Below are 20,250 nucleotides of genomic sequence, written 5' to 3' on the forward strand. Positions count from 1 at the left end.
CATAAGCAGAAAAAGCAATTGAAGTTTGAACCAGCTTTTAAAAGCTGGTGGGGTTTGGAACAAAGCCCAGCGTGCTATTATTGATTAAATACACAGGAGGGGAAGCAAAAATAACCCGGGGGAGTGTCTCTGCGCGGGGAAGCCCCGTAAGAGGCCCCCCGATGCCGTGGCAAATGGCATTTGTTAGGTGGATTTTATGTAATAAGAGCACCCTCGGATAAAATCCGAGGGTGTACAATTTACTAATCCTAGTTTAGATACTAAAATATACGAAAAGTATATAAAACGCCTTATTCACACAAGAAATGCAGCATAAAAGTAAAGGCCAGAAGATCGGCGCACCCGCCGGGGCTGATATTTTCCGCAATGAAATCAGCGTCGAGTGTTTGGAGAACCGCCAGCTCGGGGTGAGGCGTTTTTTCAAGCAGAGAAAAAAGCGCTTCCTGTAACGTTTTTTGTCGTGCAACCCCCACGCGGGAGATTACATTGGTGTCGGTGGCTTTCGCCATCAGATGAATTAACGCAATCGCGCCCGCATCGTTCAGGCTGTACCCCTCGGCCAGTAGCGCTTTAAATACCGGCAAGCTGATGTCTCGCACGCTGGGGAAGCCCGCTGCTACCTCGCCACGAATGCCCGAAATACCATGCTGTGCATAGATGCGCTCGCCCGCTGTCCGCGCACCGGCTTGTTCAATCTTTTTTAAGTCGTTGGTTGTCTCTGCTCCGGTCATTTCAGCGCACAGCAGACAGAGCTGTTCCGGTGTGGGTTTCCCCTTTGCCCAGAGTCGTCCTGTGGCGGCGCAAAGAATCCCCATCGAATAGATGGCGCCTTTGTGGGTGTTCACCCCGCCGGTCGCGCCGAACATGTCGCTTTCAGCACGCTGGCCGATGTAACGCAGCGACGCAAAAAGCTGTGCGGGCGAGAGATCGCCGCTGCGCGCGCCCTTTAAGGCACAAGCTTTAAAATACGGCGTCAGGGCTGTGGCACTGTCCATAAAGGTGAAAATATCCATGTCACGATGTGCACCGGCGTTTGCGCGGTCAACAAGGCCTGGCTTGGGCGTGACGCAGACTTCGTACAATAGGCTTTTGACAGCCAGCCCGGCGATGTGCTCGGCGGTCTCATTGTCGAGATAATCTTCGATGAGCTGCTTTGTCCGCTGTTCGATGGCATCCAGTCCGTGTCGGCGGCTGCGCGCGCAGGCGGCTGCTTGATCGCCGCAGATGAGACAGCGTCGGGGCGGCGCGCCAAAATCGCTGCGCGACAGTTTTTCCCCCTCGGAATTAAGCACATCAATATCAAAAAGCCGCGCGGCATCAAAAGCATCCTCAATCTGAACCATCATTTTTTTGATAGCATTGTCCGAAAAATTAACCGCCCAATAGCCCTCAAGGCCGGTGTTATAGTCGAAGATGATGCGAAACGCAACCTCTACGTTGTGGCGGCGTAGCTGTTCATCTATCAGCCGCACGCCCGCGTCAAACAGACGGTCGGCACTTTCAAAGCGCTTGTTTTCACCCGCGATGTTCATCGTCAGACAAATGAGGGGCGCGCTGTATTTTAAAAGCAATTCCTGTTGAAAGGCTGCCCGGCGTTCGCGTGCCAGCAGCATCTCTTCTAGCTGTACCTTCACGTTTTTGTCCTCCCGAACTGATATGTAACACTACTTATCTTAACGTTAAGCAGCGGACACGTCAAGGTACTGCTAATCAAGACGAATCAAAAGCAGCTTTAAAAAATCAATCTGTCAGCAAAACCGTCAATTCAAAATATTTATAAAAAGTCTTGCAAAATGAAAAGTAATGTGATATTATCACACCAATCAATATCACGAAACCTTTGATGCGGAGATCAAACCGTGAGATGCGCCTACAGAGAGTGGGGGAGGCTGAGAGCCCCGCGGAGAGCAGCATGGCAAATGGACCGCTGAGGGCGAGGTGAAAGGGTCGCTTTTAAAGCGCCTGAGTACCCAAGACGTAAAGCCGGCGTTACCGGCTGGAAATGTGTTGGCATTTCTGTAAGTGAGTGGGTTTGCTTTTTGCAGACCAATTAAGGTGGTACCGCAGATTTTTACAATCTGTCCTTAAACAATGGTTTAAGGGCGGATTTTTTGTTTTGTGGACCCAAATAGCCGTATCAACACCGTGGCGCGCACCAACAGGCGGCGCCCTGTTTTGTAAGAAGGAGATATTGTAATGAAAAAGATTCTTGCATTCGCGCTCGCCGCCATGATGGCCGTTATGACTGGCTGTGGTTCTGCATCCGTCTCTTCTGCACCGTCCAGCGAATCTCCCGCTTCTTCAGAGCCTGTCAACGAAGCGAAGCAGGTTGTCATTGGCATTGTTCAACCGATGGACCACCCGTCGCTAAATCAGATTCGGGAAACCATCATCGACGAGCTTGACGTACTCGGGCTGACCGGCGCAGTTAAGATTGAGTACCGCAACGCAAACGGCGACGCTTCGATGCTGCCGACCATCATGAGCGAGCTGATCGGCGGCGGCGTGGATATTCTCGTCCCGATCGCCACCGGCACCGCACAGGCCGCCGCTGCCGCAACCGACACGCTTCCCATCATTTTCTCGGCTGTCTCAAACCCGGTGGAAGCGGGGTTGGTCACCGCGTTTGAAGAGACAACCAGCAACATCACCGGTGTTTCCAACTCCATCGCCATTGAGGATATTTTTAAGCTAACCAAGGAGCTGACCCCCGATGTTAAAACCTTTGGCTTTGTCTACACCACCAGCGAAGTCAATTCCATGGCCGGTATCAAGCGCGCCCGCGCCTACTGCGACGCAAACGGCATCCCCTATAAAGAAGCGGCCATCACTGGCGTCGGTGAGCTTCAGTCGGCGGCACAGTCGCTGGTCGGCCAGGTGGACGCCTTCTTCACCCCAAACGACAACACCATCGCTTCGGCTATTTCAATCTATATGCAGGTGGCAAACGACGCGGGTATCCCGGTTTATGTCGGTGCCGACTCAATGGTTGCTGACGGAGGACTCGCGACGGTGGGCATCGACTACACCGTACTGGGTCGGCAGACCGCTCAAATGATCGCGCGGATTCTAAACGGCGAAACCATCGCCGAAAATCACGTTGAACAGGTCAAGGAATACGCGAAGATGATCAACATGGTCACCGCCAAACAGCTTGGCATCACCGTGCCCGACGCGCTCAAGGATGAGTTTGTCATTATTAAGAGTAATTCGTAAATGCTCAAACAAAAAAAGCGCTGCCGTAACTTTTACGGAAGCGCTTTTTCTATTGTTTTAACCTATGAACATTTGGGTCCAGTAATTGCCGCTGGGTACATATCCAACGCCAATCTGTGTAAAGGAACTTTTCAGAATATTGGCGCGATGTCCCGGGGAGTTCATCCAGCCGGTGACGACGGCCTGAGGCGTGCTATATCCCATGGCGATATTCTCGCCCGCAGCACGATAAGAAATACCAAAGTTAGTCATCATGTTAAACGGAGAACCATAGGTCGGGCTGGTGTGGGAGAAATAGCCCTTGTCATGCATGTCCTGAGATTTATAACGTGCGACTCTGGAAAGCTCCCAGTTCATGGTGAGAGGTTTCAGGCCGTTTTTTGCGCGTTCAATGTTGACCAGTCTGACAACCTCGGTCTCATATTCGGTGACAGTGTTTGAAAGGGTGGGGATGGAGAGCACCTGACCCGGATAAATCAGATTGGGGTTTTTAATCTGCGGATTTGCCGAAATGATCTCGCTGGTGCCCACCTGGCACTTAACGGCAATTTTCCACATGCAGTCGCCTTTGACGACGGTATAAGAAGTAGTGTTAGCAGCATTTGCACCGACGGCCAGCATCGCTGCACACATTACGGCGGAAAGCAGCATCGAAAGCTTCTTCAAATAATATCCCTCCTGTTGGTATCGGTATCCAATCGGCCGGCGCTTAAGCGCCGGCCACAGGTATCACTCTTAGCAGCCCCAATTCAGGCACTGGCCAAGCATTTGCAACAGAGCGCTGCAGTCAAGAGAACCGCCGCTGAAAGAGAAGCAATTAAACATTGCAGTTACCTCCTTGTCATATTTGCCTTGCAAGTGCATTTAAAGGTTAACAAAAGAGACAATAAAAAGCAAATGAAATATCTACCTTGTTACTAGGGATTAATTTTACAAGGTTGCATTTCCCAATTATAGGCATAAAACATAGAAAATTTAAAAATTTTAAACAAAAAAACATATTTATTATGCTTCCAACAATGTTAAGGGTAATCCAATCTGGCAATATGTACAAAAAAATAAAGCGAAGTGGAATCGTAAAAACCCTACGCTTAAAGTTTAGTCAAAAATCCTTCTTAAATCAGACTTTTTTAGATTTAATAGGCTGTGAAAAGGTAAATAAAAAATTCAGATCTTGACAAAAACCAAGACCCGAATTTTAAAAAAGTTGTGTTCTAAAGAATAATTTGTGCAATATTTTTTAATTTCAGCTTTTAAAATACAATAATTGGATTAAAAACTTTAGCTGTTTACAAACAAACCGTGCTTATTGCAATAAAAATAGAGCTTTCCGTCAAAAGCCAGCGGCAGATTTAACTGCGCCTCCTGCTCTGGATAAAGTCTGACCAGCGTCAACCGGTTACTAGAGAGATAGGCGACAAAGCTGATAAAGTGCGCCTTGTTCATGTCGTGATCAAAAGTCACAAAGTATTGGTTGTCGATGATTTCAAGTCTGGCAGCGTGTGCGCTATCTGCGGGCTGAGGCGTGAGCGGTTCCAGCTTTCGGCCGCAGCACGAAATTTCAGCAGCGCCGGTGCTGTTTACAATGCTGCCGCAGTTCGGGCAGACATAGAACTTTAATCGTTTCATATTACCTCCATCCATGGGGTTTTCGCCGATGTCACCCGTGAGGATACGCTCGACGCTTACGCCCAAAATTTCTGAAAGCGTGCCGAGCAGCGAAACGTCGGGGCAGCCTAAGCCACGCTCCCATTTCGATATGGCTTTATCGCTTATATTCATAGCGTCTGCAATCTGTTTTTGGGTTAGGCCCTTTTCTTTTCTTAAAGCCAAAATAAGGCCGCCAACTTTGCTGCAATCCATGCGTTTCACCTCCATTAACAATATAGCATGTAATCGACTAATTTTTCAATAAACGCTCCGTAGAGTTTTGTTCGCAATGGCTTCGCGCTTGCATCATTTCAATATTCGTAATTTCAGTCACACACGAAAATACAGATGTAGCCCTGTCTTCAAACCGCAAATAAAACAATATAATTTCGACATTTTTGTGACAATTAATTTAAAAATAATGTTTATTATAGCGAAAATTAGTATTATAATGATGTGAGAATACTTATTTTGCTAAGGGAGGATTCATTATGATATCCAAAGAACTGGCTCAAGTAATTTTAGATAAGGTGCATCAGGTTATGCCGCATCCGCTCATCATCTGCGGAACTGGCGGAGAAGTGTATGCAGCCTCTATAAAAGCTAGAGTTGGAAATATTCACGACATATCTAAATCAATCTTAGCGGGACGTTTAAATGAATCCGTAATCACGCCAGAAATGCAGGAGGAATATCTGCGTCAGGGTAAGGATGTCCGCAATGGTATACATATTCCCATCGTTGTACGTGGAGAAAAAATCGCCACGGTGGGCATAACGGGAGACCCGCCTGTCGTGCGGCCTTACAGCAATATGATCAAGCTTATGATAGAGCTTGTTTATGAAGAGGCCCTTGTTCGTGAGAGTATTGTGAAGACGCATGAAGAGGTCAATGAAAGCTTTGGCGAGCTGGCCGCTACTTCTCAGTCGCTCTACGCCAGTGCGGAAATGATTGCCGCCGCAAATGAATCGGGCAATTCTATTGTGCAGGAAGTCACCGAGATCCTGACAAAGGTTAAAAACAATTTGATGTTAATAGACAATATTGCTAAAAAGACCAATCTCATTTCCGTAAATGCCGCGATTGAATCGGCGCGGGCCGGCGTGCATGGGCGGAGCTTTGCTGTTGTGGCAAGCGAGATTAAAAAGCTGTCGAATGATACGTCGGAATACGCGCACAAAATTACAGAATTAAACGATCATTTTGCAGCAAAATTTCAGGATATTCTTAAAATCATCGATGAAAACCATGCGGTCTCTTTTGATCAGAAAGAATCGCTTAAAGTACTTACCGAAAAAACCGAAAGCATAAAAGAGTCGCTTGAGAGCCTTTTGCATTAAAGGCTAAGTATCACCGATTGTCAAATAGTTTTCCCTAAAAAGAAAATAAGCTCCAAAATGGCTGATAAAGCCGTTCTTGGAGCTTATTTAGCATGTTCTTAAAAACAGCTATATCATTATTTCTTTAATAATAAGATAAATCACAAATAACCAAATGGCTACAATAGGTAACGCAAAATACCACTTCTTAGGTCTGCCGTCAGCCCATAATCCTTCGGCTCGAACACGGCACTCTGCAAACACGTCGGGCGGAATCAATCGTACTGTTAGAGCGATAAGACTTGGCAATATAATGACGTCGTCTAAATAACCCAACACGGGTATAAAATCTGGGATAAGGTCAATGGGAGACAATGCGTATACAATTGTTATGCCAGCGAGAATTTTGGCTATCACCGGTGTTTCTTTTTCCCTTAATGCTATGAAAACAGCGGGAATATCTATTTTTATTTGTTTAGCGCTTTCTTTTAGACCCATCAAGATACCGCTTTCTGCTTAATAAATTAATTTTTTATTTACGCTTATCATCATTATTACAAAAAATCCATGTATGAGGTTCAATCCTCACACATGGATTTTCCTGGTTGGGCTGGCTGGATTCGAACCAGCGGGATGCCAGAGTCAAAGTCTGGTGCCTTACCGCTTGGCTACAGCCCAATAAAAGGAGATATGAAAAAAAGGCGTGAAGCCTTTTTTTCATATCAGTGGGGTGGATAATCGGATTCGAACCGACGGCCTCCAGGGCCACAACCTGGCGCTCTAACCGACTGAGCTATACCCACCATGTACAAAAGAACAAAAGCTTGCGTGCCGCCACAAAGGACGTTTAAACAGCTTATTGGTGCGCCAGAAGGGACTCGAACCCCTGGCCTACTGCTTAGAAGGCAGTTGCTCTATCCAGCTGAGCTACTGGCGCACATAGAAATGGATGGAGCGGGTGATGGGAATCGAACCCACATAGCCAGCTTGGAAGGCTGGAATTCTACCACTGAACTACACCCGCATACCGTTTGACAGCGTCATTAATTCTACCAAATAACATCAGGTTTGTCAACAAGAATTTACTTCGATGGCGCAAGAAGATGAAAAGACACGCAATAATTTAAAAAAACCAGGAAAGCAATCATAATTTCTGCACTAAAAGGGCGCATACTGGCCGAAAGATATCCCCCCGGCCAGCCAAATCAAACAATTTACTTTGAAAATTTAAGCATTTGCCGCACGATATGGGCCGACTGCTCAGCGGCGCGGTCCTTAAAGGTGTCATAGGTCATGGCGGCCTCGTCATCAGCGCTGTCGGACATGGTGCGGATAATCAAAAACGGCTTGTCGTTGACAAAGGCGGCGTGAGCGATGGCGGCACCCTCCATTTCGACACAAAGCGGCGAGAGACGCTCGACAATGCGGTCCTTAACCGGGCCGCCTTGCACAAACACGTCGCCGGTGGCGATGCATCCGCTGTAATATGTAAACTCGCCCAGCGCGTCACAGGCCTTCTGCGCCAACGCCAGCAGCTTTTTATCGGCGTCAAAATTTAGCCGGAAAGGGTAGTAGTTTTTCATCAGCGGTTCGGCGTCGTGGAAGGCGGCGTTGGTCGAAAGCACGACGTCCAGCACCTTCAGGCGCTTGTCCACCGCGCCCGCGATACCCACGTTGATGACGGCGTCGGCCTTCATCTCGCGGATCATCAGCGAAGCGCAGAGCGCCGCGTTGACCTTGCCAATGCTGCAGCATACGACTGCCACCTGCTGACCCTCGAGCGTACCGCGGTAAAAGGTACTACCATAGTGTTGTTCCTGGCTCTCAATATCCATTGCGTCGCACAGCAGCGCGACCTCCTCGGGCAGTGCCCCAATAATTCCCCAGATCATGGGCAAACCTCCTTTTAGATTGATGTCATGGCGAGCCACCCGGAATTGGCGGGCGGCTCGCAGTGTTGTGTCCTTGGGACGACGGGTCTATTCCTTGTGCCACTTGATGCCCTGCGGGGTATCCTCCAGAACAATGCCCTGCGCCTTCAACTCATCGCGGATGGCGTCGGCGGTTTTAAAATCCTTGGCTTTTCTGGCGGCCTGACGCTTTTCGATTAACGCTTCAATCTCGGCGTCAAGGCTGTGGGCCTTTCGGTTATACAAAATGCCCAGCACGTTGGTCAGCTCGTCGAAGCAGGCGGTGGCATAGGCGACCGTCTCGGTCGACTTAGGCTCAGCAAAAAAGCTGTTGCAGTCGCGAACCAAATCAAACAGCGCGGCGATAGCGTCGGCGGTGTTCAGGTCGTCGTCCATGGCGTCGATGAAGGCCTGACGGCGCGTGTCCACCGTCTGGCGGAAAGCATTCTCACCCTCAACAGGGGCGGGAGCCGCGTGGGTCGCTGCAAAATCGAGGTGGTCGCGGCAGGTGTAAAGGCGGTCGAGCGCCGCGCGGCACTGCTCGATAATGTCGTAGCTGTAATTGATGGGGGTGCGGTAGTGCGCCTGAAGCATCAGGAATTTGATCGGTTCATAACCGAATTTCTCGGCCACGTCACGGGTGGTGAAGAAGTTGCCAAGGCTTTTGCTCATCTTGCGGTTATCGACGTTGATAAAGCCATTGTGCATCCAGTAGCGGGCGTATTCATGGCCGGAGCAGCACTCGCCCTGTGCGATTTCGTTTTCGTGATGGGGGAAAATCAGGTCGCTGCCGCCGCAGTGGATATCAATGGTCTCACCGAGGTGTTTTCTGATCATCGCGGTGCATTCAATGTGCCAGCCGGGGCGTCCGTTGCCCCACGGCGACGCCCAGTATGGTTCGCCGGGCTTGGCAGCCTTCCAGAGGGTGAAATCCAGCGGGTCTTCCTTGTGCTCAGAGACGTCGATGCGGCTGCCCGATTCAAGGTCCTCAATCGGCATGTGCGAGAGCTTGCCGTACTCGTCAAACTTGCGGCTGCGGAAATACACGCTGCCCTGTGACGGATAGGCGAACCCTTTTTCTTCGAGCGTCTTGATGACGTTGATGATCTCATCCATTGTCTCGGTCGCCTTGGGATGCACTGTCGCGGGGCGGATACCCAATCCCTCGGCGTCGGTCATATATTCCTTGATATAGGTGGCAGCGATGTCGGGAACGGTCGTACCCTCATCGTTGGCGCGGTTGATGAGCTTGTCGTCAATGTCAGTAAAGTTCTGGACGAAAGTCACCTCGTAGCCGCGATACTCAAAATAGCGACGCAGCGTGTCAAACACGCAGATGGGGCGCGCGTTGCCGATGTGGATGAAGTTGTAAACAGTGGGGCCGCAGGCGTATATTTTCACCTTGCCCGGTTCCAGCGGCACAAACTCTTCCTTCTGCCGTGTCAGGGTATTATAAATTTTCAAAGAGACCACTCCTTTTGTTGAGGGCGCGCCGATGCAGCAGCTCGGGGCTTCCCTAATGATTATTGTATCAAAAAGCCGTCCTCATGCAACTGCACGAAGACGGCTTGATTACCGCTGTTCCACTTCGGGGAAGAAAGCAGCCCTTAACGCGGGCAAACGCAGGCGGGGTAGTGACGCCGAAGCGGCGCGTTCTCTCGCTGTGCTGGCGGGTGCACGGTTTCCTGCTCTTTTACGCCGCGGCTTTCAGCCGGTGACCGCAGCTCTCTGAGGTGAAAGAATGTGAGAAAACCCTTCCCGTTAAACGCATCAATATTTAAAAGTTTATAATAATACTACTCTAGCATATGACTAAAAAAATTGCAAGAGAACCGCAAAATTACGGCACGCTGACCATAATGGTGTGGCAGGGGATGAGAATGCCTCACAGCGTCAGCGCGCGAAAAACGCCGCTGTTTGATAGCGGCGAAATTAGGGCGGGGAGCAAGCTGTGATCTTATCTTCATTGTGAACGGGCAAAGGTTAAAACGCGGATGCCGCCTAAAGCGGCAAGAGGAAACCGCTGACAAGGGGTCCCCCTTGCAAAAACAGTCTCCCGGACTTTCTGCGCCCCCGCCTGTATTTATTGAATGAAAAGCACGCGAAGGGGTACTGCCCGAAACTTTTTGTAAAAAGCTTGACCTAAAACTTTAATACAGTCACTAACACGCTTACATATCGCTGAACAGCAGTGCGCGGTTTTTCCAGACATAATTAAAGCCAGAAAGCAGCGTGAAGAACACCGAAGCATACATCAGCACCAAAGAGATAACATTTCCGACGGTGTCCAACCCGCCGGACAGCAGACCGCTTAGTGGTGAAGACGCCAGCCACAGCCACAGCAGCACCCAGATAATCCAGATCATCTGGGTAACGGTTTTCATCTTGCCCCATTTGTCGGCGGCGATGACCAACCCTTCTCCGGCGGCGATGAGCCGCAGTGAAGTCACCAGAAACTCACGGGTGAGAATCACAATAACCACCCACGCGGGGGCAAGCTTCAGTGCGACAAAACAAATCATAGCACTCATCACAAGAATTTTATCGGCCAGTGGGTCCATCAACTTGCCGAAGGTGGTGATAAGGTTATGGCGCCGCGCAATTTTACCGTCGAGCATGTCGGTTAGGCTGGCAGCCGCAAAAACCAGCAGCGCTATCAGGTTAAACGCACCAGAGTTGCCCGCCATAAGAAAAAACACAAAGAACGGCACCAGTATGATGCGCAGCATCGTCAGCTTATTCGGAAGGTTCATTGTTTAATCCACCTGCTCTCCTGTTAAATCATAGCCGTCGGCACCGGTGATCTCCACCGAGACGAATTGACCCGGCTCCAGCCCGTCCTCACCAACAAAATATACCTTTGTGTCGATGTCCGGGGCATCCATATAGCTGCGGCCGACATAGCACTGTGCCTCGTCGTCATAGCCCTCGCACAATACCTCCAGCACGCGACCCTCACAGGCACGCGCAATCTCATTGGCAATGCCCATCTGAATTTCCATAATCGTATCGGCACGGTGGCGGCGCAGGGACGCCTCCACCTGATCGGGCATCTTACCTGCGGGGGTTTCTTCCTCCTGTGAATAGGCAAAGCACCCCAGCCGTTCAAACGCCTGATCACGCACAAAATTGCACAGATGCTCGAATTCCTCTTCGGTTTCGCCGGGCAAGCCGGCGATCATGGTGGTGCGTATCACCACACCAGGGATGCGGTCGCGCAGCTTTTGAAGCAACCCACCTATTAAGGTAGAATCACCCCGGCGCAGCATGCGCTTTAGTACCGTATCGCAGCTGTGCTGCAACGGCAAATCGATGTATTTGACGATTTTTGGCTCGTTTGCAATGACCTCGATCAGCGCATCAGTCGTGCGGTCGGGGTAGCAGTAAAGCACACGAATCCAGTGTAGCTTTTCAATCTTACACAGTTCGCGCAGCAGTTCGGGCAGCATCAGTTTGCCGTAGATATCCTGTCCATAGCGGGTGGTGTCCTGTGCGACGACGTTTAATTCCACCACGCCCTGTTCGGCGAGCTGCTTGGCCTCTTCAATGATATCCTCCATCTTGCGGCTGCGGAAATGCCCGCGAATATCGGGGATGGAACAAAAGGAGCAGCGGTTGTCGCAGCCCTCGGCCACCTTGAGATAGGCAAAATAAGGGGCATTGGCCAGGATGCGCTTACCCTCAAGCGGCAGTGCAGCTTTGTCGCCGAATTCTACGATACGTTCGCCTTTCTCCAGCGCGTGGCGAAGCGCTTTGGCGATGCCACCCATCGCGCCCATACCGAGAATGACGTCCGCCTCGGGCACTTCAGCAGCGAACTCCTGCTGGTAGCGTTCGGCGAGGCAGCCGGTGACGGCCAGCGCTTTAAGCTTGTTTTTCTTCTGCTGGGCGGCTTCAAAGATATTCTCGATCGATTCGCGCTTGGCGTCCTCAATAAAGCCGCAGGTGTTGACGATGATGGCGTCGCACTGCTCCGGCTCGTTGCAGATGGCAAAGCCGTTCGCCGCCAGCTCTGCCAGCATATGCTCCGCGTCCACCTGGTTTTTGGAGCAGCCTAGCGAGATCATTCCAACCTTATAAGTCATTATCTGTTTGGTCCTTTCGGGATGTATTGATACTATTATAAAATCTGCTTTGCGAAAAATTTGCACAAATTAGAGTTTTAGTTCATCATTTTATATCAAAAGCCACCGATTTTTGGCGCAAGGCTCTAGTTCGCGCTTCTTTCAAAAAGCACAGGGGAACCCTCGTTCAGAGGCTTCCCCGATGCCATTTAAGGGCTTTTGTCGTGTGCATGATGCCAAAGCACTTGAAATTTTTGGGTTTTGGCGTGGGGCAAAAGCCCACGTAATTTTGCAGGGAGTTCGCCTCGCTCCTATGTAAGAAACCAGAGGTGCTGCATTTAGTCCTCAAAATCTTGCTCAGATACGGTGCGCAGCGCGCTTTGAATGTCGGAGTAGGTATAGCCACAGCGCTCAAGCAGCGAAGAGGCGCGGCGAAGGTCAGTGTCACTTTTAAGAACGCCAAAACGTGCGCGTAAAAGCTCGGTGGCGCGCTCAGTAAGATCGTCGCAGTCGAGCTCTTCAATAGCCAGCGCGCATAATTCAGAGGCGATGCCACGCTTTTGTAGCTCATACCGGATGCGGCGCGGCGCAAACCCGCGCAGATTAAATAAATCGCGCGCGCAGCGCAGAGCGTAGTCCTCGTCGTCGACAAGCCCCAACTCCTCCATGCGGGACACGGCTGCGCGTGCCGCTTGGGCATCGGTTTTTTCGGCTAAGCGACGGGTGAGGGTTTGGGCGGTATAGCTTCGGGCTGAGAGCATGTTCAATGCGCGGCGTTTGGCCTCCTGCTCACGGCTCTGGCGCAGCAGGGCGTTGAGCGCATCTTCGTCAACCGCGTCGCCAACGTCAAAACCCGAGAGCCGCCAGCATTCCTGTTCAATCGCAAATAGAAAATTGCCGTCAGCATAAACCGAAATTCTGCCGCGCTTTGTTTGCCGCACGTCGGTAATAATCATTTGTCAGTGCTCTGCTCATCGACTTCAACGTCGATATTGGCAGAGCCCTTGGCGGCGGCGCGACCCTTGGAAGATTTACTGGATTTTTCGATGCCAACTGTTTGTACGCCCTCGCGGACCTTGGTTGACAGCTCCTCCAGCAGTTCTGGGTTGGCTTTAATATAATCCTTAACGTTGTCACGGCCCTGACCCAGGCGAGTTTCGCCATAAGAAAACCATGAACCGCTCTTCTGAACGACGCCAAGCTTGACCGCAAGATCGAGAATTTCGCCCTCCTTAGAGATGCCCTGGCCGTACATGATGTCAAACTCTGCCTCTTTAAAGGGCGGGGCAACCTTGTTTTTGACCACCTTTACGCGGGTGCGGTTGCCCAAAATATCGCTGCCCTGCTTAATCTGTTCAATGCGGCGTACGTCCAAGCGCACCGAGGAATAGAATTTGAGCGCGCGACCACCGGGCGTGGTCTCGGGGTTGCCGTACATCACGCCGATTTTTTCACGCAGCTGGTTGATGAAGATGGCAATACAGTTAGATTTTGAAATAGCGCCGGTGAGCTTTCGCAGCGCCTGGCTCATCAGGCGAGCCTGCAAGCCAACGTGTGAGTCGCCCATTTCGCCCTCGATTTCGGCCTTGGTGACCATGGCAGCAACCGAGTCGATAACCACGACGTCGATAGCGCCTGAGCGCACGAGAGCCTCGCAGATTTCCAGCGCTTGTTCACCGGTGTCGGGCTGCGAGACGAGCAGCGAGTCAATATCAACGCCCAGCGCCTTTGCATAAACGGGGTCGAGTGCGTGCTCAACGTCGATAAACACCGCTTCGCCACCGAGCTTTTGCGCCTCGGCGACAATATGCAGCGCCACGGTGGTCTTACCGGAAGATTCCGGCCCGTATATTTCGACGATACGCCCCTTGGGAACGCCGCCGATGCCCAGCGCATAATCCAACGCGACAGAGCCGGTGGGAATTGCGTCTACATTGAGCGTGCTGTGCTGCCCGAGCTTCATCACCGCGCCCTTGCCAAATTTCTTTTCAATCTGGCTCAGTGCGGTTTCTAGTGCAGAATGCTTGTCCTCAGCCATCTTAATATCCTCCGTCCGTTGATTATGTATCGGCCCCGGCCGTAATTTTGTTTGTACATTTAGAATATTATAGCGCATCAGAAAAAGAAAAGCAACCAATTACGATAAATTTTCGAACAAACGTTCCGAGAAAAATACCCCCAGGCCACAGCTTAAAAAGGCTTTTGGGCGTGTCACAACAGCATTATAAAGTTAGCTGATTTTATACATAGCCTACACTTTTTCGACAAGCTGAGAATTATTTGAAACGTTTGGCACAAAATAAAGACAATGCTGAATAAAAGGAGCGTATCAACATGGACAACAAGCCGGAATGGATGAATAACCCACAGGTAAAGGCGTACTTTGACGGTCTGCCGCCCTTCGTCCAAGAGAATATTATGCAAGGATCAAAACCTTTTAGTAGCCTTGACGAAATCATGCGCTTTGCACAAAATATTAAAGGTGACCAAACCCCGCTTTAAGCCGTGACGCAACAGAAAAACCGCTGCAAACAAAGCTGTTTTGCAGCGGTTTTTAAAGCTTTTGAAAAAACAGAACCCAAAATCAGACCACCCGGCGGCATTCTGCCGGCTGCTATGGAAATGGCCAACTGCTTTGTGGTATAATAACCGCAAAGCCGCTATTATATGGGCAATTCCAACGGCTTGTCCGGCGTTACTTTTCCGATTTGCCGCCGGGCAACTGCTCCTCGGCGTTCTTAATCAGGTTAAATAACGAAGCGGCAAACAGTGGATAGCCTTCATTGAGGGACTGGGTGGTTATCGTCACCGGTTCAACCTCGTCTATCTCGCCCAGGCCGGGAATCTGCTTGAGCTCACCCGAGACAATGGCTTCGGCGTTGCTTTCAAAGGTACGCATGGCGGCGTCGGCGTAGCCGGCGGAAAGCGGCTTTGGCACCGAAAAAAACGCCTGCGGGTTTTTGGTGTCGGTGGAATAAACAATTCTAAACATGCGGTATACTGCCAACATGAAAAAAGCCGAGGCCTGCGAGATCAGCAGACGGTTTTTGGTCTTGCCAAGCAGGTCGAACAGCAGATAAAGCGAGTTGGATATTAATTTTTTATTGAGCATTACCAGCAGGCCGACATTGCCTACAGCATTTTCTTTTCCGGCGTCCTCAGGGGCGGGCAGCTCCTCAATATTGAGTAGTGCTCCGCTTCTGTCCGGTGAGCGGCCCAGCAGATAATCACAGGAGACGTTATAGTAGGAAGCGACCTTTACCACAAAATCTAGTCCGCATTCACGGATGCCCTTTTCATAGTGCGACAGCAGCGCCTGAGAGATACCAAGGTCGGCGGCCGCCTGTTTCTGACTCAGCTTTTGCTCGCGCCGCAGCAGAGAAATGACTCGGGGAAAGTGTGGATTCATCGAAAATAGCCTCCTAAATTACGAAGAGTATATTGATTATAGTATAACAAAGGGAGATTGTAAAGAAATAATGATTGAATTGTAAAAATATGTAGATATCAACAAATTTGTGGAGGTAAAAATGGTTACTTACAAGCTGCATTTAATTCGTCACGGCATGACCGAAGGCAACCGCGTTGGGCGGTATGTCGGGCGGATGGATATTCCAATTTGTAAAGAGGGGCGGGAAGAGCTTTTGATGCTCAAGGAAAAATACGAGTACCCCGCCGTGCAGGAGGTCTATTGCTCGCCGCTGCTGCGCTGTATTCAGACGGCAGAAATTCTTTACCCCGATGAGCCCCGCACCGTTGTGGAAGATCTGATGGAGCTTTCTTTGGGAGACTTTGAGGGGAAATACATCGATGCGCTGCAAGAGGATCCGGCCTATCTCGACTGGATCGCCAATTCGCTGCACAGCACCCCGCCCGGGGCACTGGAAACGAGTGAACAGTTTGGCGCGCGCATCGGCGGGGCGTTAAACGCCATTTTTATGAACATGACGCAAAACCGTATTACCGAGGCGGCGATTATCGCTCACGGCGGTGTGTTTATGGGGCTGTTGGCGGCCTTTGCTATGCCGCGTGCCCCCATGGGTGAATGGGCGCTGGGCAACGGCACCGGCTATACCATCCGCATGTCGACAGGGCTTTGGATGCGTGATCAGGTCGTGGAGGTCATCGGCAGCGTGCCGGTGGGGCTGCCTACGGGCAGAGATCCGCGGGTGATGGGCAGCCTTGGCATCAAGCTATAAGTTCTGCTCCATAAACCTTAAACCAAGGAACTTTAATACGTATGACTGATACCCCACTAAAATTGTTACGGCGTACTTTTCTAGCCCTTCCGGGCAAATCTACTGCCAGCTCGTCGACCTTTCAATGGGATATCAGTATAGTTAATTTTGCAAAACGAAGGGAATATCCATGAAGCTGAGAAGACTGATAAAACAAAATGCGCGCCGGGCGTTGCAGCGCCATTGGTCCCGGGCGGCGGCGATCACGCTGGTCGCCTTGATTTTCTGCTTTTTGTTTGTGACGCTTGAAATGCTGCTTTCGGCAGTGTTTGGACTACCAGCATTTGTTGACCCGTTTGCAACGCCAGGGCTTTATATCGACGACTTGCCCAACGTCTCTCCGATTGCAATGGGGGTAGCCCTTTTGGTGGCGGCGCTTTATTTTTTGGTGCTAGTGCCATTGTCGCTGGGGTTGATACGGTGGTTTTTTCTGCTGGGCGACGGCAAGGTCGAGTCGACCGTTGCCATTTTTGAATATTTTCGCTCACCCGCGCAGTTTTGGCGGGCGCTTTGGTTGCAAATCTGCCTGTTTTTTAGGCGGCTGATGTGGTCGATTCTCTTTTTGGTGGCACCTGTTACGCTCATCTATCTTGCCGAAATCTGGCGGCAGAAGGGTGATACCGACCTTGAATCGGTATTGTCTCTGGGGCTGACACTTGTGGGTGTTTTGCTTCTAATTCTGTTCGGTGTATTTTTAATGATCTGGCTGATGCGCTATTATCTGGCTGAATATGCCTTGGTTAACGACGGTGATCTGACGGCACGAGAGGCGATTCAGAAATCGAAACAGTTGAGCCGGGGTAGGCTGACCGAATTGCTGGTGCTTGAGCTTTCAATGCTGGGTTGGCGCTTGCTGGATTTTTTAATACTCCCGAGGCTCTTTACGCTGCCGTACCGCTGCACCATCAAGGGTCTTTACGCCCACTATCTGATCGAGGTTGCCAAGCGCGATTTGAACGAGGTGGAAGAAACATCAAAATAAAAGAGACGTTATTAATTCTACTTGCAACAAAAAAGCTTCGTACCACATATCAGCGGTGCGAAGCTTTTTATATTTCTAAAATTATGACCGCGGCTGTTCGCCAGTATCTACGTCGCCGACCGCACTGATGTAATAGCCCTGATCCCATTTAGTGAGGGTGTAAAGCATATATTTCTCAGGGGTTGGTTGATCGGAATCTTCACCGGTCTGCGGGTCGGTACTCCAGATGTTGCCCGGGGCGACGTAGCCCACGGTCAACGAAATCGTATCACCCTTTTTGTCGATATCGGTAATAGCGGGTGAGTAGGCGACCTTGTTGATCGAGGGGACGCGATAAGCCGAAATTTCGGGGTCGAAGAGGTAGCTGGCGTCGTAGTCTTCAAAGCTCTGGTGGGTCAGTACGACATTCGGCCCAAAAAGCTTTGTTGCGGCTACATCGACGTCCGACGAAGGGACGAGCAGTAGACCGTTTTCGTCATAGGTATAAGCGCCGCGGTTTTCGCCCATAAGCGCCGCCCAAAGCGACGACTGTAGCAGCAGATTTTGCTCGACGTTTTCCACGCGGGAAAAGGGAACGGGGTCCATCATGACCACCGGGCTGATAAAGCTTTCGTAACGGGCGCGCTTGGCACTGTTGTCAAACAGCCCACCGATTACGTCGGCACCCCAGAGCATCGCCGAGAAAAGACCGACAGCGGCAAAAGCGACAAAGGCTCCGCCAATGATAGTCGCAATCCGACGGCGCTGTGCCGGGCTGCGGCGTGGACGTTTAGAGTTGGTTCGTTTCATGCTTCCTCCGTCAGGCGCGAATCTGTCCGTCACCTGTTACGATATATTTAATCGAGGTTAGCTCACGCAGCCCCATGGGGCCTCTTGCGTGCAGCTTTTGGGTGGATATGCCGATTTCGGCGCCAAGGCCAAATTCCCCGCCGTCGGTAAATCGGGTCGAGGCGTTGACATATACCGCCGCCGAATCGACCCCGGCCACAAACCGATGGCTGGCCGAGACGCTGTCGGTGACGATGCCATCGGAATGTCCGGTGGAGTACTTCGCGATGTGATCCATCGCTTCATCGACGCCGCCCACAACCTTTACAGCAAGGATGTAGTCGTTATATTCGGTTTCCCAATCGCTTTCATTCGCGGGTTTGATGTCCTTTAAAATGGCGCGGGTTTCGGGGCAGCCGCGCAGCTCAGTGTTGTGGCTGTCCAGTGCCGTTTTCATCATCGGCAAAAACTTTTCTGCAACATTGCGGTGTACCAGCACCGTCTCGAGCGAATTGCAGACCGAGGGGCGCTGTGTTTTGCTGTTGTCGACGATATCCACCGCCATATCAAGGTCGGCGGCCGAATCGACATAGACGTGGCAATTGCCTGCACCGGTTTCAATGGTGGGCACGCTAGCGTGCTTGACAACCGATTGAATCAGCTTGGCGCTGCCGCGCGGAATGAGTAGGTCGACATAGCCGTCGAGCCGCATGAGCCGTTCAGCGGTGTCATGTGAGGTGTCTTCGACAAAACTGATAACATCCGAGGGAATTCCGACCGATTGCACTGCCTCACGCATCAGCGCGACCAGCACGCGGTTAGTGGCATACGCCTCCTTGCCACCACGCAGAATACAGGCGTTGCCGCTCTTTAAACAGATGACGGCAGCATCTACCGTCACATTGGGACGGGCTTCGTAAATCATGGCGATAACGCCGATCGGCACGCGGGTTTTAACGATGCGCAGACCGTTGGGGCGGGTGAGTCCCTCGTCGATAGCGCCGACCGGGTCGGGCAGCGCAACAACCTCCTCGGCGGCGGCGGCAATGCCATCAATCCGCTCGCTGGTGAGGGTTAGGCGGTCTATCATCACGGTTCTCACGCCGCTGGCTTCGGCGTTGGCAATATCCAGTCGGTTGGCTTCTAAAATGGCCGACTTGTTTTCGCGCAGCTTCGCGGCAATGGCCAATAGCCCCGCATTTTTAGCGGCAGTGTCCAGCGTGATAAGCTGACGGGCCGCCTTGCGGGCATTTTTACCTAAGGATACCAGGTCATACATCTTGCTTCCTCCCCAAAAAGTATGTGCCTATCGGTGCGCCGTCAAACAGCTCGTAAAGCAACGCAGGTTGCGAGCCATTGATGATCGACATATCAATGCCGGCGCCGCAGGCAATTTCGGCGGCGTTTATCTTAGTGATCATGCCGCCGCGTCCGAATATACTGGAGCTTCCGCCCGCCAGATGGCGGACATCCTCGATATTTTCAACCACGGGAATCAGCGTTGCGGTCGAATCCTCCTTCGGGTTGGCGGTGTAAAGGCCATCGATGTCCGAAAGCAGCACTAGCACATCGGCATGAATCAGCTTTGCGACAATGGCCGAAAGGGTATCGTTATCGCCGAACTCAATTTCTTCGGTCGAAACGGTGTCGTTTTCGTTGACGATCGGAATGACGCCGAATTCCAGTAGACGTTCAAAGGTGTTGACGACGTTTTGTTGGCGCTGCTCCTCTTCCACAACATCGCGGGTGAGCAAAATTTGCGCAACTGAATGATTATATTCACTGAAAAGCTTGTCATAAGTATACATCAGCTCGCACTGACCAATGGCGGCACAGGCCTGCTTGGTTGGCATGTCACTAGGTCGGCTTTTAAGCCCTAGTTCCCCAATACCTACGCCGATAGCGCCGGACGACACCAGCACAATCTCCTTACCGCTGTTTTTCAAGTCGGCCAGCGTTTTGACCAGACTTTCAAGACGGCGGTAGTTAATTAAGCCGCCGCCATGGGTGAGAGTGGTTGTGCCAATCTTAATGACAATGCGTTTCGCTTCCAGAAAACGGTTCATATCGCCTTTTCCTCTCTTTTTGTTCGCCACCGGACGG

At 51.1% G+C, this 20,250-nt stretch carries 20 protein-coding genes and 4 tRNA genes; 6 read left to right on the forward strand and 18 right to left on the reverse strand.

What is annotated here, in order from left to right:
• Nucleotides 1–290 precede the first annotated feature (290 nt).
• Nucleotides 291–1,634 carry a triphosphoribosyl-dephospho-CoA synthase CitG gene (gene citG / locus RBH76_12660; protein WMJ83572.1) on the reverse strand — a complete coding sequence of 448 codons (1,344 nt, stop codon included), beginning with the start codon at nt 1,632–1,634 and terminating at the stop codon, nt 291–293.
• A 562-nt stretch (nt 1,635–2,196) separates the two neighbouring features.
• On the opposite strand from citG, the gene RBH76_12665 reads away from it, so the two are divergent.
• Nucleotides 2,197–3,216 carry an ABC transporter substrate-binding protein gene (locus RBH76_12665; protein WMJ83573.1) on the forward strand — a complete coding sequence of 340 codons (1,020 nt, stop codon included), beginning with the start codon at nt 2,197–2,199 and terminating at the stop codon, nt 3,214–3,216.
• A 57-nt stretch (nt 3,217–3,273) separates the two neighbouring features.
• Here RBH76_12665 and safA read toward each other — a convergent pair whose 3' ends face one another.
• Nucleotides 3,274–3,837: a SafA/ExsA family spore coat assembly protein gene (gene safA, locus RBH76_12670; protein WMJ85234.1), complete on the reverse strand. Its 564-nt coding sequence runs from the start codon at nt 3,835–3,837 to the stop codon at nt 3,274–3,276.
• Between the two features lie 660 nt (nt 3,838–4,497).
• Nucleotides 4,498–5,079: a helix-turn-helix domain-containing protein gene (locus RBH76_12675; protein ID WMJ83574.1), complete on the reverse strand. Its 582-nt coding sequence runs from the start codon at nt 5,077–5,079 to the stop codon at nt 4,498–4,500.
• A 278-nt stretch (nt 5,080–5,357) separates the two neighbouring features.
• On the opposite strand from RBH76_12675, the gene RBH76_12680 reads away from it, so the two are divergent.
• Nucleotides 5,358–6,206 carry a sugar diacid recognition domain-containing protein gene (locus tag RBH76_12680; protein ID WMJ83575.1) on the forward strand — a complete coding sequence of 283 codons (849 nt, stop codon included), beginning with the start codon at nt 5,358–5,360 and terminating at the stop codon, nt 6,204–6,206.
• 108 nt (nt 6,207–6,314) lie between these two features.
• On the opposite strand, the gene RBH76_12685 is transcribed toward RBH76_12680, so the two are convergent.
• The 7 genes from RBH76_12685 to cysS all read right to left on the reverse strand — a co-directional run bounded on the left by RBH76_12685 (nt 6,315) and on the right by cysS (nt 9,559).
• On the reverse strand, nt 6,315–6,683 hold the full coding sequence (locus tag RBH76_12685) for a DUF1232 domain-containing protein (protein WMJ83576.1): 369 nt from the start codon (nt 6,681–6,683) through the stop codon (nt 6,315–6,317).
• 104 nt (nt 6,684–6,787) lie between these two features.
• Nucleotides 6,788–6,863: transfer RNA gene (locus RBH76_12690), tRNA-Gln, on the reverse strand.
• Nucleotides 6,864–6,911: 48 nt separating this feature from the next.
• A tRNA-His gene (locus tag RBH76_12695) sits at nt 6,912–6,988 on the reverse strand.
• 57 nt (nt 6,989–7,045) lie between these two features.
• A tRNA-Arg gene (locus RBH76_12700) sits at nt 7,046–7,122 on the reverse strand.
• Between the two features lie 13 nt (nt 7,123–7,135).
• Nucleotides 7,136–7,209: transfer RNA gene (locus tag RBH76_12705), tRNA-Gly, on the reverse strand.
• A gap of 190 nt (nt 7,210–7,399) precedes the next feature.
• Nucleotides 7,400–8,077: a 5'-methylthioadenosine/adenosylhomocysteine nucleosidase gene (locus RBH76_12710; GenBank protein WMJ83577.1), complete on the reverse strand. Its 678-nt coding sequence runs from the start codon at nt 8,075–8,077 to the stop codon at nt 7,400–7,402.
• A gap of 87 nt (nt 8,078–8,164) precedes the next feature.
• Complete coding sequence (gene cysS, locus RBH76_12715) at nt 8,165–9,559, reverse strand: cysteine--tRNA ligase (protein WMJ83578.1); 1,395 nt, start codon at nt 9,557–9,559, stop codon at nt 8,165–8,167.
• A 55-nt stretch (nt 9,560–9,614) separates the two neighbouring features.
• Here cysS and RBH76_12720 point away from each other — a divergent pair, with 55 nt between their 5' ends.
• Entirely contained in the window at nt 9,615–9,827 is a 213-nt protein-coding gene (locus RBH76_12720) for a hypothetical protein (protein WMJ83579.1), read from the forward strand.
• 439 nt (nt 9,828–10,266) lie between these two features.
• Here the strand turns inward: RBH76_12720 and pgsA are convergent, their stop codons facing one another.
• The 4 genes from pgsA to recA all read right to left on the reverse strand — a co-directional run bounded on the left by pgsA (nt 10,267) and on the right by recA (nt 14,197).
• Nucleotides 10,267–10,848 carry a CDP-diacylglycerol--glycerol-3-phosphate 3-phosphatidyltransferase gene (pgsA, locus tag RBH76_12725; GenBank protein WMJ83580.1) on the reverse strand — a complete coding sequence of 194 codons (582 nt, stop codon included), beginning with the start codon at nt 10,846–10,848 and terminating at the stop codon, nt 10,267–10,269.
• A 3-nt stretch (nt 10,849–10,851) separates the two neighbouring features.
• Nucleotides 10,852–12,180 carry a 30S ribosomal protein S12 methylthiotransferase RimO gene (gene rimO / locus RBH76_12730; GenBank protein WMJ83581.1) on the reverse strand — a complete coding sequence of 443 codons (1,329 nt, stop codon included), beginning with the start codon at nt 12,178–12,180 and terminating at the stop codon, nt 10,852–10,854.
• Nucleotides 12,181–12,497: 317 nt separating this feature from the next.
• Entirely contained in the window at nt 12,498–13,115 is a 618-nt protein-coding gene (locus RBH76_12735; protein ID WMJ83582.1) for a regulatory protein RecX, read from the reverse strand.
• Complete coding sequence (recA, locus tag RBH76_12740; protein WMJ83583.1) at nt 13,112–14,197, reverse strand: recombinase RecA; 1,086 nt, start codon at nt 14,195–14,197, stop codon at nt 13,112–13,114. The genes RBH76_12735 and recA overlap by 4 nt, the downstream gene beginning before the upstream one ends.
• A 296-nt stretch (nt 14,198–14,493) precedes the next feature.
• Here recA and RBH76_12745 point away from each other — a divergent pair, with 296 nt between their 5' ends.
• Nucleotides 14,494–14,661: a hypothetical protein gene (locus RBH76_12745; GenBank protein ID WMJ83584.1), complete on the forward strand. Its 168-nt coding sequence runs from the start codon at nt 14,494–14,496 to the stop codon at nt 14,659–14,661.
• 193 nt (nt 14,662–14,854) lie between these two features.
• On the opposite strand, the gene RBH76_12750 is transcribed toward RBH76_12745, so the two are convergent.
• The gene (locus RBH76_12750) at nt 14,855–15,568 is read right to left on the reverse strand and encodes a helix-turn-helix transcriptional regulator (GenBank protein WMJ83585.1); all 714 of its coding nucleotides are present in this window, start codon (nt 15,566–15,568) and stop codon (nt 14,855–14,857) included.
• Nucleotides 15,569–15,689: 121 nt separating this feature from the next.
• Here RBH76_12750 and RBH76_12755 point away from each other — a divergent pair, with 121 nt between their 5' ends.
• Both RBH76_12755 and RBH76_12760 read left to right on the forward strand, forming a co-directional pair.
• Complete coding sequence (locus RBH76_12755) at nt 15,690–16,358, forward strand: histidine phosphatase family protein (GenBank protein ID WMJ83586.1); 669 nt, start codon at nt 15,690–15,692, stop codon at nt 16,356–16,358.
• Between the two features lie 169 nt (nt 16,359–16,527).
• The gene (locus tag RBH76_12760) at nt 16,528–17,379 is read left to right on the forward strand and encodes a DUF975 family protein (protein ID WMJ83587.1); all 852 of its coding nucleotides are present in this window, start codon (nt 16,528–16,530) and stop codon (nt 17,377–17,379) included.
• Between the two features lie 81 nt (nt 17,380–17,460).
• Here the strand turns inward: RBH76_12760 and RBH76_12765 are convergent, their stop codons facing one another.
• Genes RBH76_12765 through proB form a run of 3 tightly spaced genes read right to left on the reverse strand, consistent with a single transcriptional unit; the run spans nt 17,461 to nt 20,213 of the window.
• Nucleotides 17,461–18,168, reverse strand: coding sequence for a hypothetical protein (locus tag RBH76_12765; GenBank protein ID WMJ83588.1), 708 nt, complete (start codon nt 18,166–18,168; stop codon nt 17,461–17,463).
• Between the two features lie 10 nt (nt 18,169–18,178).
• Nucleotides 18,179–19,426 carry a glutamate-5-semialdehyde dehydrogenase gene (locus tag RBH76_12770; protein WMJ83589.1) on the reverse strand — a complete coding sequence of 416 codons (1,248 nt, stop codon included), beginning with the start codon at nt 19,424–19,426 and terminating at the stop codon, nt 18,179–18,181.
• A complete protein-coding gene (gene proB / locus RBH76_12775) occupies nt 19,419–20,213 on the reverse strand; it encodes a glutamate 5-kinase (GenBank protein ID WMJ83590.1) in 795 nt (264 codons plus the stop codon). The genes RBH76_12770 and proB overlap by 8 nt, the downstream gene beginning before the upstream one ends.
• Between the last annotated feature and the right edge of the window lie 37 nt (nt 20,214–20,250).

The sequence above is a fragment of the Oscillospiraceae bacterium MB24-C1 genome, from assembly GCA_030913685.1.
Lineage (GTDB): Bacteria > Bacillota > Clostridia > Oscillospirales > Ruminococcaceae > Yanshouia.